Raw genomic sequence first — 16,752 nt, forward strand, 5'->3', positions numbered from 1 at the left:
TATTGGCCGATCTCCGAGTGCTCGCCCTCGGCACCGATACGGCCCTGTGTCGGCAAATCCTGCCCCCGCCACCGTTGCTACCCCTGATTTGTTCGAAACTCGCACTCTCGCCGGGATGGATGCCATCACGCCAGTCGATGATCTCATCGAAGCGGCCCGGCGCATCGCCGACACCGGTCCCGATTACGTCGTTGTGAAAGGCGGAGTTGAGCTTTCCGATGAAAAAGCCGTCGATGTCTTCTTCGACGGCAGTGACGCCGAGATCGTGGCACGCGTCAAAGACCGGACATGCACACCTCGCCAAAGAGTTACCACCGCAGGGATCATCGATCGGGTAAGTGGAAATACACCCTTCGACACCGTGCGGCAGGGCGCGCGGCGATTAGGAATCGGAGGCCAGTTGTGGTGTCGGAAGGTGCTGACGGTTCTGACCGATCGGTGACTATCGTGAGCGCGTGCCTGAGCGGAACGCCCTGCCGATATGACGGGCGAGCTCGGCCTGACAAAGACGTGATCGATGCGCACTGCTGGGCCAGGGCCGCCATCGGAACCAACCCGGCACACGACACCAGATTGGACTCATCGAAGATCGCCGACGCTACGGGCCGGGTGCGAGACCGCTGCATCTACGAGATGCCCTTCGTTCTGGCCGAACGTGATCCGCAAGAAATCCCATTCTTCCACCACGACAGGGCATTTCGCTTTCGCGACCCACCCCGGACCCCAACCGAATCGGTGAATCAAGGCCTAGACCTGTTGCTCCGGTTCGGTTCGCGAGCGACGCTAGCCCGCACATGGGCGTTAGTCGCCGATCAGAGTGGCGCGCAATTCGGTTCGTGTAGCGCGGGGCGACCAGTCCAAGGCTTGCCGTATTGCGGCCGTGTCAAAGGCGCTCGCGCGTGGGTTTGCGCGGTAACGCTCGTGATCGACAGTGGTGGGCAACTCGCCGAGAGACTCCGACAGGAACTCCAGCGTATTCCTCGGCGACAGGGTGTCATCGGCAGCGACAAGGTAGGGGCCGAACCCCGGTGAGGTCGCGTCCACCGCCGCAAGAAACGCCTCACCGCAGTCCTTGGCCGAGATGTACTCGCCGAGGAAGATCTCGCCATCGGGATCGAGCAGCGCATCCAGATTGTCGGCAGTCACAACGGTGCACGGGCGAAGGCAGACCACCTCAAGCAAATTGCCATCAACGAACGAGCGTGCCATGGTCTCCGCGACGGCCTTGCTGACGCTGTATGGCTCGACGGGGGAGACGGGATGCTCCTCGGTGATGGGCAGTTGTCGGGGTTTCCAGTCATCACGCATCTCGTGCAAGCCCATCGCCGCGACGCTGGAACAGATCACCACACGGCGAACACCGACTTCTGCACTGACTTCGAGGACATTCCACGTTCCCAGCGCATTGACCCGGATGGTGTCCTCGCCACGCTCATGGAAGTCGTAGTCCACGCCAGCCAAATGGATGACGGCGTCGGCTCCTGCGAATGCCTTTCGCAACGACTCCACATCGAGTACATCGACGGCGATCCGGCCGTCGGGGACCATCGCCGGCCTGTCGGCCACGACCACCTCGTGGTGGCGCATCACGGCCGAACACACGTGGCGGCCCAGTCTGCCGGCGCCGCCTGTCACCACTACTCGCACTGCTCGAGCCTTTCATTCATCCCGACGTTGCCTGTCCATCCCCTCACCTGCAGTGTCATGCCGGTTCCGTAGCGTGTGGCGGCACTGGTTCCGCGGCTTGGATCTTCTCGGATTCCTCACTGCGCGTGAGCCATTCGGTGTCTCCGCGTATCGAGCGGATGACCAGTACCGCACAGCCAAGGATGAACCAGAGGACTACGACCGGCAGCGCCCAGTTCAACGGCGCCTCGGGCATCGGATTGAGCGACATGTAGGAGACCGCGATGAGTGCCACGGCGCCGACAAAAGGGACGACGCCGTGTTTGACGAGGTTGAACTCCGACCGTGCCTTGGTGCGGTACAGCCGCCACACCGCGATGTTGGCCAGTACGTACACGAAGTTCAGTGCGAAGACGAACATCAAGCCCGTGAAGGAGAACACGTTGGCCAGCCCCACCGTGGCGACGAGCAGGAACCCTACAACGACATTGAGGATCGTCTGCAGCACCACGGCGTTGCCGGGGGTGTAGTTGCGGTTGAGGCGCCCAAGGATCGCGGGCAGCGTGCCGGTGCGTCCCATCTCATAGAAGATGCGTATCGAAGCGTTCATGCAGGCCAGGCAGGCGCCGACGATGGCGGTGACCATGGCGACGGGAGCCAGAACCCAGGCGCCGCCCCAGTGCCGCTCGGCCAATACGAAGATCGGCGGTATCTGTGAATCAGCCATGGATGCAAGCTGATTCGTGCCCCATCCGGTGATCTCACCCCATGTGGTGATGACCACGAACACACCCATGATGAGGATCGATCCGAGGACGGCCTTTGGCACGTTCTTCAACGGGTTTGATGTTTCTTCGCCGAGGGTGGCGGCGTTGTCCCAACCGGTGAGGTTGTAGATGCTGAAGATGAATCCCAGGAAGAAGCCGCTCATCCCCGGGCTGTTGTGGCCCCAGATCCACGAGATGCTGGTGCCGCCGTCACCTGGGACGAAAAGGCACCACACACAGAGCGTCAGCATGATGAGGATCTCGGCAAGGCCGAGGATGACCACGACACTCACTGCCATCTCCACGCCGCGATGTGCCAGTACAGCCACGACTGCGATGAGCACCAGCATCGGTAGCCACCAGGGGATATCGATCCCGTAGTTGGTCAACAGGATCTGGTGCATCGTAGATCCGAGAAGGGTGGTCAGCATCGCTGTGGCAACCGGGTAGAACAGCAGGTATACCCAACTGACCATGAAGGCTGCCCGGGGTCCGATGAGTTGGCGCGTGAAGGATCCGTAGGACCCGGCAGAGCGGAGGTGGCGTGTTAGTTGCGCCAGTGAATACCCCAGCAGGTAGGAGACCACCGCCGCGAGAAATACCGCCAACGGGCTGAGATAGCCCGCGGTGACCGCGAGGAACGGTACGGAGAAGATGACGCTGACCGCCGGCGACATCGTCGCGATCGATTGCATGATCGCTCCTGGAAGCGTGACGGCGCCCGCGCGCAGCCCTTCCGGTGGTGCTGTGGCGTTGTCCACGGTTGTACTCCTTGGTGGCTCGGTCGATTGTTGATGAAGCCGGTGCGGGGCTATTGGCGTTGGGCGTTCAGATCCGCGCACGGATGGTCGAGTTGTTGCACGCAACGATCTGACCGGTCAGATGTTCGAGTTCGAGATCGGCGAGGAAGGCGACGAGCTGGGCGACCTTGATCCCGTATCCCTCGGCGTGGAGACCGTAGAGAAGGTCAGTCTGAACGGCTGCCGCGTTGACCGACACGCCGCTCGGGCTGAATTCCCTCGCAAGCGATTTCGTCATGGCGATCGCCGCACCTCCGAGCGCAGACTCGATGGATCGACCGGCGTCACCACAGACTCCCGCATCATTGGCGATCAACACGACCCGACCACCACCGTTCTCGGCCATGCGGTTGACGCGCTGGAGCTGTTCGAACGCCGAAGCGAGAGTCCTCTCGACGACATCCCACCACCGAGCCTCGTCGGTATCGAGAAACCTCTCGGCCTGCTGCGCCGGTGGCATCACGCCGACGATGAGGACCCGCGGAGCGATGCGCGCGGGGGTGCAGACTGGCTGTGGCAGCAAACACTGCAGCCCCCGGTTCGAGAGAGCGTCACTGACGGCTGCGGTCAGGGCCTCTGGTAGAAGGGCTATTTCGGCATCGGTAGTCGTGGTCACAGCACACTCCCTGCGTTCGGCGAAATGACTTGCCCGGACACCTCGGCGTTACCGTCCAACAGAAATGCGACCGTGCGAGCGATCTCAACGGGTCGAACCAATCCACGCGACGGCAGGGTCGACAGATAGGCCTCGGTGCGCCACACCGTGCCCGGAGCGATCATGGCGGTGTCCGTTGGCCCCGGCGCGACGCTGTTCACGCCGATGCCATCGGGAGCGAACTCCACTGCCAGCGCGCGCGTAAGACCAAGGAGTGCACCCTTGGCGGCCACGTAGTGCAACGCGTCATCGCCTCCGGCGAGGGCCAGCTCCGAGGAGATCGACACAATCTGGCCACGGCCGTGCTCACGCATCAGTGGCGCCGCGAGCCGACACCACCAGCCGAATGCGCGCAGGTGGGTTCGCAGCATCGAAGTTAATGCGACGGTGCTGATCTCGGCCAGCGGGATCTCTTCGACGTACCCGGCGGCGCTGACCAGGCCGACGACTGGCCCCAGCTCGTCACACACCTTGACGAACGCGCCGCGCATACCGTCGAGGTCCATGACGTCGACGCGCACGTCGAGATCCACATCGAGCGATGGCGATCGATCCAGACCGGCAACGAGCCAGCCCTGTCGGCGAAGTTCCCTCGTCGTCGCGGCTCCGATCCCTCCTGCGCTCCCGGTGACGAGAGCGACCCGGCGATCAGACATCGTCTCTGTCTCCGAATTCCTTGCGCAGGGCGGCAGACATCTCGTCTACGGCGACTTCGAACATCGCCCGGCCAAGCGCGGGAGAGCTTCCGGACGCTGTCCGAAGGACCCCCGACGGGTCCACCATCCCCGGCGATTCCGGAAGAACGGTGTACGGCGGTGCCGACACGGTGGCGGTGTGCGACGAGATCAACTGCGGCCGTACTCGTTCGGCATCGAGATGCCACACGAGTGACGTCTCGACCACCCCGGCGTGCTCCGCCTCCCATCCGGGGAACGTGCCGTCGAAGATCTCATCGAGTTGGTGTGCGCTGATCTGCTCCCACCAGTTGAGCACGACCACCTTGGCCTGAGCGCCGCGTTCCAGGGCGAGGTTGACTCCCTCGACGATGAACAGAGTGTTCTCGTAGTGCCCGTTGATCAGTGCGATGCGCGACAATCCGTGGCGTGCCCACCCGTAGACGATGTCGGAGACGATTGCGCTGAGAGTGGCTCCCCGCAGGCTCACCGTCCCGGGAAACAGTTCACCGCCACCGCTGCCCGGTTGCGAGCGGTAGCCATAGTTGAATCCGGGCAGGACCACGCCTCCGACGCGCTCGGCCAGGGCCTCCGAGAATTTGATGGCAAGGAACGTGTCGGTGTCCAGACCCATATGGGGGCCGTGCTGCTCTACTGCACCGACCGGGATGAGGCCGACGTCGCGCCCGGCTCTTTGTGCCATGTCTGGTCCACTGAGGAGGCCAGCAGATGTTGTGAATGGTTGAGTCACTGGTATCGCCTTAGGGTTTGAGGTCGGGGGATGGGGTTGCTGAGAACCCCTAGAGGTGGGTGGGAGCGAACATTCTGAGCAGGGCGGGCAGCACCACCACCGACGGGCCGCTTGTGGCGAAGGTCTCCGCGACGACACGGCCGACATCGGCAAGCGATGCGGGATAGGCGGGGATGCCGAAACTGGCTGCCAGCGAGACAAAGTCCGGTCGGGAGAGTTCGGTGGCGGTGGCCTGACCGAATGCTTCGGTCATGTATTCGCGGAGGATCCCGTATCCGCCGTCGTCCACGATCAGCCACGTGACGTCCGCGTTGTGTTGCCGTGCGGTGGCCAGTTCGGCGATGGAGTACATGGCGCCACCGTCGCCGGACACCGCGAACGTCCGCCGTCTCGATCCGATCGCCGCTGCCACAGCTGCGGGGAAGGCGAAGCCGAGTCCGCCCGAGCCCTGCGCCGAGTGGAACTTGCCATCGGCGGGATCCCAGGCCGACCACGCCCAGTAGCCGGCAATGGTCATGTCCCAGAATGTGTGTGCGGTCGACGGGACCGCGGCGCGCAGGTCCCGCATCAACGTCAACTCGGTGGTGACGTCCTGGGCGGCGAGCCTGCCTTCGACCGCCTCGCGCAATCCGGCGGCGACCTGCCCGCCGCGGGATGGGTCGCGTGGTGACACGCGTTCGGCGATGGCGCGCAGTGCCAGCGCTGCGTCGGCGTGGACGGCGAGCGCCGGATGGTTGGCCTGCAGGACGCGGGCTTCGGCGTCGACCTGGATCAGCCTGCCCTTCGGGGCGAACGTGAAGTAGTTGCTGGTGACCTCACCCATCGCCGTGCCGACAGCCAGCAGCACGTCGGCGTTTTCCAGCAGGTCGGTGGTGTGGCGGTCCTCGATCCACGACGCAGCTGACAGCGGGTGGTCGAACGCGATGGCGCCCTTACCTCCGACGGTCGAGACCACCGGTGCGTCAAGTCTTTCCGCGAGCTGCACCAGAGCCTCGGGCCCGTCCGCCGATCTGCGGACCCCGCCGCCGGCCAGGATGACGGGCCGGTGCGCACCGTCGAGTAGTCGGGTCGCGGCCTCGATCACCTCGGCGCGCGGCGCCCGGTCACTGGGAGCGGCGGCGATCGACGTCACCGGCGGTACGTCGGTCGTCTCGAGGAGCACGTCCTGCGGGATCTCCACCCAGGTCGGCCCAGCCGGCGCGGACTGTGCCGTTGCCCACGCGTAGGCGATCAGACTCGGGATCTCGGCAGCCTGCCGAACCACGGCGGTGCTCTTGGTGACATTGACGGCGCTGCGCTGCTGATCGTCGAGTTGATGCAGCATGCCGCGGCGCAACCCCAGCCCCGCGCGTGGCACCTGACTGGTGATCACCAGCAGAGGGACACAGGTGGCGTGCGCCTCCTGCAGGGCGCCGAGTGCGGTGAGCGCACCTGGTCCCGTGGACAAGAACAGCACGCCGACTTCGCCGGTGGCCCTGGCATATCCGTCGGCGCCGAACGCCGAGTTGTTCTCTACCCGGGAGCTGACGAACGTCAGGTCGCTGCGCCGGATCGCGTCGAAGAGGCCAAGGGCGTGCTGGCCGGGGATGCCGAAGACGTGCGAGACACCGAGCGCGGTTAGGGTTTCGACGACGAGGTCGCCGCCGTTACGCACGGATGCCTTCGGCGCCCAGCGCCAGCAGGGACACCAGGTCATAGGCGACGTGGGACGCGGCGACACCGGTGATCTCGGCGTGGTCGTAGGCCGGGGCGACCTCGACGACGTCGGCGCCGACCAGGTTCAGCCCGCGGAACCCGCGCAGGATCTCCAGCAGTTCGCGGCTGGTTATGCCGCCGGCCTCGGGGGTGCCGGTGCCGGGAGCGTGGGCCGGGTCGAGCACGTCGATGTCGATCGATACGTAGACGGGTCGGTTACCGAGGCGCTGTCGGAGTTTGTCGACAACCTCGCGCACGCCTTGGTAGTACACGTCGGACGAGGTGACGATGCCGAACCCGAAACGACGGTCGTCCTCGAGATCCTTCTTGCCGTACAGCGGTCCGCGGGTGCCGACGTGTGACAGCGCCTCGGTGTCGAGGATGCCCTCTTCCACGGCGCGGCGGAACGGCGTGCCGTGGGTGTACTCGGCGCCGAAGTAGGTGTCCCAAGTGTCCAGGTGGGCGTCGAAGTGCACCAGCGCGACGGGGCCGTGTTTAGCCGCGGCGGCGCGCAGCAACGGCAGTGCGATGGTGTGGTCACCGCCGATGGTCACCAGCTTGGTGCCGTCGGAGGTGAGGTCGCGGGCGGCACCCTCGATGGTCTCGATCGCCTCGTGGATGTTGAAGGGGTTCACGGCGATATCGCCGGCATCGGCGACCTGGATGAGCTCGAACGGGGACACGTCCATGGCGGGGTTGTACGGGCGCAGTAGGCGCGAGGACTCGCGCACGTGGGTCGGGCCGAACCGGGCGCCGGGCCGGAAGGAGACGCCGGCATCGAAGGGCACCCCGGCAACGACCACGTCCGCTTTGGTCACCTGGTCGAGACGGGGCAATCGGGCGAAGGTGGCCGGACCGGCGAATCGCGGGACCTTCGATGCGTCGACGGGGCCGATCGGGGCGGTCATACCGGAGCCTCCTGGGGCGGTGGTTGTCGGAGTCGTTCTGTGGTGCCGGTCACTGTAGGGCGGTGCGGCGTGGCCGTCCAATCACTTCGATCGCCAAATGGATGCTCAGGATCACGATCCGACGGAATTGCACGGCTATTCCAGTGCCATAGGCTTAGATTGCTGGTTCTGACGCCTGATTTGACTTGCCATTCGGGTGGAAATATTTCTGACGAGTTTTCGAGGGGTAGCGCGATGGACCAAGTTGACGAGGCGATCGTGGAACTCCTGGAGGTGGACGGGCGCCTGACACACCACGAGATCGCCCGTAGGGTGGGGCTGTCTCGATCCGCGGCTGCGGTGCGCGTGCAACGACTCATCGCAAGCGGCCAGGTTGTCGTTCGCGGCGTCGTTCACCCCGCGGTGATCGGACGGGGCACGCTGGCTTACGTGGGGCTGACGGTCGACAGACCTGCGGCGTGTGTCGCTGCCGAGATCGCCCACCGCGAAGACGTGCCCTTCCTGTCGTTGACGAGCGGGGTGCACGGCTTGGTCGCCGAGGTGCGTGCCGCCTCGACGCGCGAAATCGACCGGGCCATCTGCGAATTGCGAGGCCTCGAGGGCGTCGTTGGCATCGACACGCTCACCTACGTCGAGGTGGTACGGGACGTGGTCGGCCCCGTCGGCGATGTCACGAACGACGTTGACGGCATCGACCTTGCACTTTTACGGGCGCTGCAGGAGGACGGTCGCGTCTCCTACGTCGACCTCGCGGCGCTGGTCGGGCTTTCCGCGTCGGCGGCGCGTCGGCGCGTCGTTCGGCTCGTCGACGCACAGTTGGTCCGCATTGGTGCTGTTGTCCGCCATTCGGGGCAGGACCGGCAAAGCGCGATGGGGTTGGGCATCCGGCTCACCGGCGACCACCATGACGTCGTCGCCGCACTGACCACCATGCCATCAGTTATCTTCGTGGCTCGCACGCTGGGCCGTTTCGACCTGTTGGTCACGGTGCGGGCGTTCTCCGCGGCCCAGCTTGTCGAACAGCTCGACGCGACTCGTGCCATGCCCGGGGTCAGCGGCATAGAGAGCTGGACGCACCTCGAAGTGGTTAAGGAGAGCTACGCTTCGGTGCTGGACTCAGTCGGTTGACGATCCCTCCGCCGAGCGCACGCTGGGCGGACTGGCGCGTTGACTGTGCCGTACACGGCGCCTCCGACGCAGTGAAGACTTACCGCAAGGTTGATTCGATTGGGTCTGCTGCAGCTGGCCGAACTACTAGAGCAAACGTGCCGTCCTCGAGGAACATCTCCTCCAGTCGCGACGGTGCCTCCAGGATCAGCATCCGGGCCGAGTATGGGATCTCCGTCATGCCTACCCGCTGCCGGACACCCCGCACTGATCGCCCCGCCATCGAATCCGGGTTGGATGGCGTCGTCAACAAGGTATTCATGCCTTGTCTGACGACGCGCGCGACGGTGTTGATCGACACCTGTTCTCCGGCATCGTGCAGATCGGCGGTGATCCGCGGCGAACCGTAAGCCGCTTTCTCAAGAATGCGATTTCATTGGACTGCTCGACCCCGTTCGCTCACAGCCGTACCAGCTCGGCCCGTTCATCTGGTGAAAGCGGTTGCCCATCAACAGGATCCAGTGCCGGCCCGCTATCTCAGATATCCACTACTTCTGGGGAACCTCGAACAAGGGTCGTGCCTTCCAAACCGGGCGTTGCCGCAGCCGGGTGCGACGATGGAAGCGCAGAGATCCTTCGCCTCGGGCGATGCCTATCCTGTTCACATTTGTCGAGGCAATGAACGGCTGCGGGATCCTGCCAGACTCGGTACTGTCTCGGGGATCGTCGCTGCGGTGGTGCGTACGGATCCGCTACTCGTGCGAGAGATTTCGCTTGCCTACCTGTCGGGCCGCAGCTTGCCCTCGGCTGTGGAAGCATTCGCGAACTACGTGGCTCGTGATTGGCCGCGGTCGCAGGCCGGCGGTGGGCAATAGCGATGTGCATTCGGTCAGCGCTCTAGGTGGTCGGGTCCCTCGCCGGAACGTGGTGGGCAAAAGCCGAGCTGTGCTGGTCGGACGTATTGGGTTGTGACATTTAATGTACATATGTACATTCGACTCGGATTGGGAATGCGCTGCCCGGATCGACTGTGTGACTGGGTGCAGAAGCTCATGGCCAGAAGGGAACGAAACGACGTGGGTCAGCCGACTCGACGACAGGTCATACTCGGTGCGGCGGTCGGCGCCGCGGTGGCGGCGGTTGCCGCGTGCTCGCAGCCTGGTGGCGCGGCGGAACCTCACGCCGACGGTGACGTTCCAGCGCTTCCGGAAGCCATGAGAAGTGAGTTCTGTCGCCTGACCGATGCGCAGAAGGTGCGCGGATGCAGCGTTGCCGCAGTAACTCGGGAGGGGACCGTTTTTGCTGATGCGTGGGGGGTTGCTCGCGACGGGCAGGCGATGACACCGGTCAGTACGTTGAATATCGGGTCTGTGAGCAAGACTGTCACTGCGACTGCGGTGCTCCAGTTGGTCGCCGCGGGCCGGCTTGATTTGGATGCCGATGTCAATGACGTTCTCGCGCAGAGCGATGTTTATGGGCCTGCGAGCGTTCGCACTCCCTATCATCCCGACGTTCCGATCACGGTTCGGCACCTCATCACGCACTTGACGCCGATTGATAGCCCGGTTGAGCCGGGGCCTTACGGTTATTCGTATCGGGTTGGGCCGGTGGCTGATCCTGCGGAGATGGGGCGGTGGCTTCATGACTTCTTGACCCCGGCTCCCCGGGGCTGGACGTACTCCCGTGATAACTTCACGAAATCTGTTCCAGGGCAATCGCATCTGTATTCCGACATCGCGTACGACCTGGCCGGTCATATTGTCCAGGCTGTCACGGGGCAGTATTTCGCCGACTATTGTCGGGATTCGATTCTTCGTCCTGCGGGGATGAATCGCTCGGACTTCAATCGGGATCGCCTGGGCGAGTGGGACCGAGCACACCCGCATGCGTGGTTTGAGAACGGTGTCAAGAGGGGGATGTGGCCCGATTTTCGGAATCTCATTCCGCATGACATTGCGGACGATTTCACTGGCCATGTCGAGTATGCCCCGTACACCAGTTGCCTGCAGGCCGACGGCGGGCTGCGGTCGAACGCGCTCGATCTGGCCCGCTGGGCACGAATGTGGCTTGGGCAGGGCGCTATTGACGGTACAGAGGTCCTGGAGAAGCGCTGGGCTGTTGCCGCGCTGTCGGAACAGGTCTCGGCTGAGATCCTGGCCGCATCTGATGCTCCGCTGCCGATGATCTCCCAGGGCTTTGCGTGGCATCGGGTGGAAGGCGACGATGACGGCGTCTGGCAGCACGCTGGCAGCGAGTTTGGTACGGCCTCGTATGTGATGCTGGATACCAAGCGTGGGGTGGGCGCGACGGTGGTGTGCAACACCGAACTGGCGATGGAAGGTGACCCGCGAGTCGCGATGCTGCATCGGCTCATGGATGCCGCCGCCGGGCAATGACCTGCTTCAGCGGTGCATGAGGGCGGTCAATGTGTCGATCAGCAGGTCGCGATTGATGGGGGTGTCGTTGAGTGCCGCGTGGACAGTGGCCCCGTCGGCGAAGATCCCGACCGCCGTTGCGCGGTCTCTGCCGATATGTGGTTCGAGGGCCTCGACGAGGCCCTCGAACCACCGCAACGCATGTACCCGCAAGTCTTGGTTGGTTACCGCGGCACAGATCAACGCAGTTTCGGCGCGCACAGTCTGGCGATCGTGCAATTGCGGAAGGTACTTGTCGGCGAAGGCGACCGCTGACGGGCCATGACTTTCAACGGCCTTCTGGAACTCGGCGATATCGTCGTCGATCTTGTCCGCGAGATGCTGCACGGCGGCCAACCGTATGTCATCCAGGGTCGCAAAATACTGAGTCGTTGAACCCAGTGGGATCCGTGCGCGGGCCGCGATCTGGCGGTGGGTGAACTCCGTCGATCCCTGCTCTACGATCAATTCCGCTGCGGCCAGGACAATCTGGCGGCGGCGCTTCTCAGGATCGGGTGACTCGCGTCGAGACACTGTCTTCTTCACTGTAGCCACGCGTCCTCCCGTGCGTTGTAGTTAATGTACTAAAGTACGTTAACTACAACGCCGGTGTGCCGTTGTGCGGCAACCCGAGTGGCCAACGGACACCGCTTACGCGTATCTCGCTCCGTATCGGTCACCGACTGGTCACACGCGACAATTCTGCGTCGGGTGCCAGCCTGATCTTGTGCGCGGCCCGCGCGAAACGTGGCTCACTTCCCGAGAAGTGAAGAGAGCAGACAGGGCGGCTATTGTCATGTCCAGTCCTGCTGGAAGTCAACTGTCGATCGTCCGAGGTTTGGAACCACGATCTCAGGGCGCACCGTCAGTAGGCACCTGACCGACCCCGGATTGGTCCGGGATGGTATTTGCGAGACCGTCCGCCTCGAGGCGCTGCATTGTTCCCGAACCGGGGTTTTGAGCATCCGCCGAGCTTCGGCGATGAGGTTCTCCGAACTTTCGTGGACCGGTTTGTCTTCATCGCGGTCTCACCCGCCTCGGCTTGTGGGCTGGGCACGGCAGTCTCCCCGATGACTTTCACGAAGACTACTCATCCGTCTCGACGGGATCAGCGGCGTCGCCATCGGACCATTCAAACGAGTGCGGCTCGCACGACCGTACGCGCTCGCTCAGTGCGGCCGGTAGGTCAGACTAATGTGGCTCCGAGCTTCAACGCGTGCCACGCCACCTGCGGCGAGGCTGACAAGGAGGCTGTAGCAGCGTTGCGGAAACAACAGGAGCGCCAAGTGATCTTCCGACAGTGTGCCACGCGCGACCGCGACGCCTGCTTGGCGATCATCCGCACCTATACGCCTGACTTCTTCGCCGAATACGAGGTGGCGGAATTCTATTCCGGCTTCAGGAGAGATCGTTGGTGTTGAGGGACAAGATGTTGACGAGGTGGGGCTGTGTCCTAGGCTGCTGAGCTTAAGAACTCGAGATCCCCGTCGACCGCGATATCGTCGACCTGGCCACGTCGATCTGTCCGGTGAAACCCGCTCGGATCATGCTGTCGCAGTGGGTGTTTCTGACGGTTCCGCGGTGGCTGGCGCGGTCAACGGGATCCGCGCCGAACTCGGACCGATCGCCGGACTGGTCACCTCGGCGGGCTACTACGAAATGGTGCCGGTGAGCTAGATCGGCACCAGAGCGTGGCAGCGCATGCTGCGGGTGCACGTCGGCGATCTGTTCCATGCTGCCCGCGCCTGCCTGCCCGAAATGCTCGCGCGCGGCTCGGGTGCGGTGGTCGCGGTGGCCAGTGAACTCGCGGTCGGTGGCGGCGACCACGACGCCCACTACACGGCGGCCAAAGGTGCCATCCTCGGTCTGCTGACCACGTCGCAGAAGCAGGTGGTGCTTCTCGGCGGGGATCACACGATCGCGCTGCCGATCTTGCAGGTGATGCGTGCGGTGGACGACCTGATGCGTTATGTGCTTGAGCACACCGATGTGTGGACCACGAACCTCGGCGCCATCGCCGAGCATGTGCGCTCGCTCGGGCTCCAGCCGCGGAGCATCACCAAGCCGTGATCAGACCGGCTGGACCCGTTGCCGTTTCATCACGGCGTCGACCAGCCCGGGCGCGACGGTGTTCAGCGCCTTGGCGGTCACGGCCATCCGCGGGGCGATCTGCACCGGGCGGGTGCGCGCCGCGGTCAGCATCCAGTCGGCGGCCTCGGCGGCCGACAGTCCGGGCAGCCCGTCGTAGGCCCGGGTGGGCGCGATCATCGGTGTCTTCACCAGCGGGTAGTACAGCGTCGTGGAATGCACGCCGACGGAAGCCCATTCGGTTTCGATGACCCGGCTGACCGCGGCCAGCGCGGCCTTGGAGGCGTTGTACACGGCGAACAGCGGCGAGGATTCGTTCATCACGCCCCAGGTGGCGACGTTGATGATGTGCCCGTCGCGGCGGTCCCGCATGCCCGGAGCCAGGCCGCGGATGAGCCGCAGCGGTGAGTAGTAATTGAGCGTCATGGTGCGCTCGACGTCGTGCCAGCGGTCCAACGATTCGGCCAGCGGACGCCGGATCGACCGGCCCGCGTTGTTGATCAGGATGTCGACGCCGCCCAGATCGCGTTCCACGGTGGCGACCAGTTCGTCGATGGCGTCCATGTCGGACAGGTCCACCGCGTGGGCCCGGGCGTCGCCGCCCTTGGCGGTGATCCGCCCGACCAGGTCGTCGAGCAGTTCCTGACGGCGGGCCACCGCGATGACGGTGGCGCCCTTGGCGGCGAACTTCTCGGCCGCGGCCTCACCGATTCCCGAGGATGCGCCGGTCAGCAGGATCCGCTTGCCGGCGACGTCGATGTCGTCGCGGGCCTGCAGCCGTTCGGTCAGTGGCGGACGCATGCTGGTCAGCAACAGCTGTTCGGACAGCCGGCGCAGCGGGCTCTTGCTCATGCGCTGAGTTTAGGTCGCCTAGCTTTCTGGCCGGTATCCCGCATACCCCGCTTCCGCGATGACTTGTGGGGCCCCGCGGAGTCGGTACCGCTATGACGATCACCGGCAAGCTTGACCAGCGCTTCAGCGAGGCGACCGAAGCGACGAGTTGGGAGTCCGCTGCGGCGGCCCTCGATGCCGCCGGGCTGTACTGGCTCACGACCGTGCGCGGTGACGGGCGACCGCACGTCACACCGTTGGTCGGGGTGTGGACCGACGGTGTGTTCGTGTTCTGCACCGGGTCCACCGAGCAGAAGGCCCGCAACCTTCAGGCCGGCGCGGGCGTCGTCGTCACCACCGGCACCAACACGTGGAACGCGGGCCTCGACATCGTCGTCGAGGGCACCGCCGCACGGGTGACCGGCCTGCAGCGGCTGACCGCCCTGGCCGACACCTATCGGAGCAAGTACGGGGACGACTGGGATTTCGATTGCGACGACGAGGTTTTCGACCCGGACGGTGAGGCCGCGATCGTCTACCAGGTCAGCCCGGCCAAGGTGCTCGCGTTCGCGAAGTCACCCCATGGCCAGACGGTTTTCCGTTTCTAGCCCTGCGTTCTAGCCCTGCGATTTGTGGAGTTTCAGCCGCGGTCAGCGCGGCTGAAACTCCACAAATCACTAGAAGTAGCGCGGGAAACCGCTCCAGTCCGGATCGCGCTTCTCCAGGAACGCGTCGCGGCCCTCGACGGCCTCGTCGGTCATGTAGGCCAAGCGGGTGGCCTCCCCGGCGAACACCTGCTGGCCCACCAGGCCGTCGTCGATCAGGTTGAACGAGAACTTGAGCATCCGGATTGCCTGGGGCGACTTGCCGTTGATCTCCGCGGCCCACTGCAGGCCGACGGACTCGAGCTCGGCATGGTCGACAACCTCGTTCACCGCGCCCATCTGGTACATGGTCTCGGCGTCGTAGGCGCGGCCCAGGAAGAAGATCTCGCGGGCGAACTTCTGCCCGGTCTGGCGGGCCAGGTAGGCGCTGCCGAACCCGCCGTCGAAGCTGCCGACGTCGGCGTCGGTCTGCTTGAACCGGGCGTGCTGGCGGCTGGCCAGGGTCAGGTCGCAGGTGACGTGCAGGCTGTGCCCGCCGCCGGCCGCCCAACCGTTGACCAGGCAGATCACCACCTTCGGCATGAACCGGATGAGTCGCTGCACCTCGAGGATGTGCAGCCGCCCGGCCCGCGCCGGATCGACCGTCTCGGCGGTGTCTCCTGCCGCGTACTGGTAACCGGACCGGCCCCGGATGCGCTGGTCCCCGCCGGAGCAGAAGGCCCAGCCGCCGTCCTTTTGCGAGGGGCCGTTGCCGGTCAGCAGCACCACCCCGACGTCGGGGGACATCCGGGCGTGGTCGAGGACGCGGTACAGCTCGTCGACGGTGTGCGGCCGGAAGGCGTTGCGCACCTCGGGCCGGTCGAACGCGATCCGGACCGTGGGCTGCCGGGCGCCGTCGGCGACGTGGCGGTGGTACGTGATGTCGGTCAGATCGTCGAAGCCGGGCACCGGCTCCCAGACCGTCGGGTCGAACGGGTTGTCTGCACTCACGTGCTCGACTGTAGAGCGAGGGCGACGGGAGGTTTCACAGGTACCGTCGCGGGGTACGAAACCCGGCGCGATGATGTGTACCGCGCACCACCAGATCAGAGGGGACCACGATGAAGCGCTCAGTGAGTGTGTTGTTGGCGGGATTGGCTACGGGCATGGTGCTCGTCGGATGCTCGCCCGCGATCACCGGTGGTGACACCAAGTGCAAGGACTTCATCGGGCAGGACGAGAAGACGCAGAACGACGCGGTGGCCAAGATGCTCAAGGACGAAAAGGGCACCGATGCAGCGCAGCTGGAGATCACCGGAACCCGGTTGGCGGTGCAGACCTACTGCCAGACGGTCGGCAAGCAGGACTCCAAGATCAAGGAGGCCCCGCACCTGAGCTGAGCGCGGGCTAGATCGGGTCCAGCCGGAACACCGGGCAGCGTCCGGCCAGGGCCTCGAACTCGTCGGGATTGGGCCCGGTCACCAGCCCGGCGTTGCGCATGAAACCCACACCGGTCGGCACCAGGATCGGGAACTGACGCAGCAGCGGCCGGGCCTGCTCGGCCGGGATCTCCACCAGCCGCACCCGCTGGTCACGGCGGCCGTGGTGCACCGTGGCCTCACCGGCGGCGCGGGCGTTGGCCGCCCAGTCGCCTTGCGGCAGCCCGCCGACGATGTAGCGGTGGCCGTCGATGGTCATCGGGGTGACCGGGGTCGACCGTGGTTTACCGGACTTGCGGCCCGGCACCGTCAGCACCACAGGCCCCGTGCCGATGCCGAGCTTGTTCAGCCCGATCATCATCTTGTTGACGTACTTCAGCCACCACGGTGGCCGGATGCGGTCGTCAGCCATG

At 64.8% G+C, this 16,752-nt stretch carries 17 protein-coding genes and 1 pseudogene; 7 read left to right on the forward strand and 11 right to left on the reverse strand.

Translation table 11 applies throughout. From position 1 onward, the window contains the following. Positions 1-23 precede the first annotated feature (23 nt). Positions 24-442 (forward strand): annotated as a pseudogene (locus ACZYZ7_RS11380) (bifunctional hydroxymethylpyrimidine kinase/phosphomethylpyrimidine kinase); the annotation flags it as partial. Positions 443-801: 359 nt separating this feature from the next. On the opposite strand, the gene ACZYZ7_RS11385 reads toward ACZYZ7_RS11380, so the two are convergent. The 7 genes from ACZYZ7_RS11385 to speB form a co-directional block, all read right to left on the reverse strand. Further along, complete coding sequence (locus ACZYZ7_RS11385; protein ID WP_205265812.1) at positions 802-1,647, reverse strand: NAD-dependent epimerase/dehydratase family protein; 846 nt, start codon at positions 1,645-1,647, stop codon at positions 802-804. A gap of 55 nt (positions 1,648-1,702) precedes the next feature. Then, positions 1,703-3,154: an APC family permease gene (locus ACZYZ7_RS11390; RefSeq protein ID WP_463740924.1), complete on the reverse strand. Its 1,452-nt coding sequence runs from the start codon at positions 3,152-3,154 to the stop codon at positions 1,703-1,705. A 67-nt stretch (positions 3,155-3,221) separates the two neighbouring features. After that, positions 3,222-3,809 (reverse strand): SDR family oxidoreductase, encoded by a 588-nt coding sequence (locus ACZYZ7_RS11395; RefSeq protein ID WP_463740925.1) that lies wholly within the window; start codon positions 3,807-3,809, stop codon positions 3,222-3,224. Further along, a complete protein-coding gene (locus ACZYZ7_RS11400; protein WP_463740926.1) occupies positions 3,806-4,504 on the reverse strand; it encodes an SDR family NAD(P)-dependent oxidoreductase in 699 nt (232 codons plus the stop codon). Before ACZYZ7_RS11400 ends, ACZYZ7_RS11395 begins: the two co-directional genes overlap by 4 nt. Next, positions 4,497-5,225 (reverse strand): creatininase, encoded by a 729-nt coding sequence (locus tag ACZYZ7_RS11405; RefSeq protein ID WP_205265816.1) that lies wholly within the window; start codon positions 5,223-5,225, stop codon positions 4,497-4,499. Before ACZYZ7_RS11405 ends, ACZYZ7_RS11400 begins: the two co-directional genes overlap by 8 nt. Positions 5,226-5,322: 97 nt before the next feature. Next, positions 5,323-6,969 (reverse strand): thiamine pyrophosphate-binding protein, encoded by a 1,647-nt coding sequence (locus ACZYZ7_RS11410; protein ID WP_463740927.1) that lies wholly within the window; start codon positions 6,967-6,969, stop codon positions 5,323-5,325. Then, positions 6,920-7,876, reverse strand: coding sequence for an agmatinase (gene speB, locus ACZYZ7_RS11415; RefSeq protein ID WP_205265818.1), 957 nt, complete (start codon positions 7,874-7,876; stop codon positions 6,920-6,922). Before speB ends, ACZYZ7_RS11410 begins: the two co-directional genes overlap by 50 nt. Before the next feature lie 234 nt (positions 7,877-8,110). On the opposite strand from speB, the gene ACZYZ7_RS11420 reads away from it, so the two are divergent. Both ACZYZ7_RS11420 and ACZYZ7_RS11425 read left to right on the forward strand, forming a co-directional pair. Further along, positions 8,111-9,004: an Lrp/AsnC family transcriptional regulator gene (locus ACZYZ7_RS11420; RefSeq protein ID WP_463740928.1), complete on the forward strand. Its 894-nt coding sequence runs from the start codon at positions 8,111-8,113 to the stop codon at positions 9,002-9,004. A gap of 1,019 nt (positions 9,005-10,023) precedes the next feature. Next, entirely contained in the window at positions 10,024-11,379 is a 1,356-nt protein-coding gene (locus tag ACZYZ7_RS11425; protein WP_463740929.1) for a serine hydrolase domain-containing protein, read from the forward strand. Positions 11,380-11,385: 6 nt separating this feature from the next. Here the strand turns inward: ACZYZ7_RS11425 and ACZYZ7_RS11430 are convergent, their stop codons facing one another. Further along, on the reverse strand, positions 11,386-11,952 hold the full coding sequence (locus ACZYZ7_RS11430) for a TetR/AcrR family transcriptional regulator (RefSeq protein WP_234927422.1): 567 nt from the start codon (positions 11,950-11,952) through the stop codon (positions 11,386-11,388). Positions 11,953-12,593: 641 nt separating this feature from the next. Here ACZYZ7_RS11430 and ACZYZ7_RS11435 point away from each other — a divergent pair. Both ACZYZ7_RS11435 and ACZYZ7_RS11440 read left to right on the forward strand, forming a co-directional pair. Beyond that, positions 12,594-12,818, forward strand: coding sequence for a hypothetical protein (locus ACZYZ7_RS11435; RefSeq protein WP_463740930.1), 225 nt, complete (start codon positions 12,594-12,596; stop codon positions 12,816-12,818). 256 nt (positions 12,819-13,074) lie between these two features. Beyond that, the gene (locus ACZYZ7_RS11440) at positions 13,075-13,467 is read left to right on the forward strand and encodes an SDR family NAD(P)-dependent oxidoreductase (RefSeq protein WP_463741066.1); all 393 of its coding nucleotides are present in this window, start codon (positions 13,075-13,077) and stop codon (positions 13,465-13,467) included. On the opposite strand, the gene ACZYZ7_RS11445 is transcribed toward ACZYZ7_RS11440, so the two are convergent. Next, positions 13,468-14,337 (reverse strand): SDR family oxidoreductase, encoded by an 870-nt coding sequence (locus tag ACZYZ7_RS11445; protein ID WP_463740931.1) that lies wholly within the window; start codon positions 14,335-14,337, stop codon positions 13,468-13,470. It lies immediately after the preceding gene. 92 nt (positions 14,338-14,429) lie between these two features. Here ACZYZ7_RS11445 and ACZYZ7_RS11450 point away from each other — a divergent pair, with 92 nt between their 5' ends. After that, positions 14,430-14,924, forward strand: a complete 495-nt coding sequence (locus tag ACZYZ7_RS11450; RefSeq protein WP_450071932.1) for a pyridoxamine 5'-phosphate oxidase family protein — start codon at positions 14,430-14,432, stop codon at positions 14,922-14,924. 69 nt (positions 14,925-14,993) lie between these two features. Here the strand turns inward: ACZYZ7_RS11450 and ACZYZ7_RS11455 are convergent, their stop codons facing one another. Next, positions 14,994-15,911, reverse strand: coding sequence for a 1,4-dihydroxy-2-naphthoyl-CoA synthase (locus ACZYZ7_RS11455; protein WP_135458334.1), 918 nt, complete (start codon positions 15,909-15,911; stop codon positions 14,994-14,996). A 110-nt stretch (positions 15,912-16,021) separates the two neighbouring features. On the opposite strand from ACZYZ7_RS11455, the gene ACZYZ7_RS11460 reads away from it, so the two are divergent. Next, entirely contained in the window at positions 16,022-16,300 is a 279-nt protein-coding gene (locus ACZYZ7_RS11460; RefSeq protein WP_135458332.1) for a hypothetical protein, read from the forward strand. A gap of 7 nt (positions 16,301-16,307) precedes the next feature. Here the strand turns inward: ACZYZ7_RS11460 and ACZYZ7_RS11465 are convergent, their stop codons facing one another. After that, positions 16,308-16,751: a nitroreductase/quinone reductase family protein gene (locus tag ACZYZ7_RS11465; RefSeq protein ID WP_463740932.1), complete on the reverse strand. Its 444-nt coding sequence runs from the start codon at positions 16,749-16,751 to the stop codon at positions 16,308-16,310. Position 16,752: the final 1 nt, after the last annotated feature.

The sequence above is a fragment of the Mycobacterium sp. IDUB_17 genome (assembly GCF_055419465.1).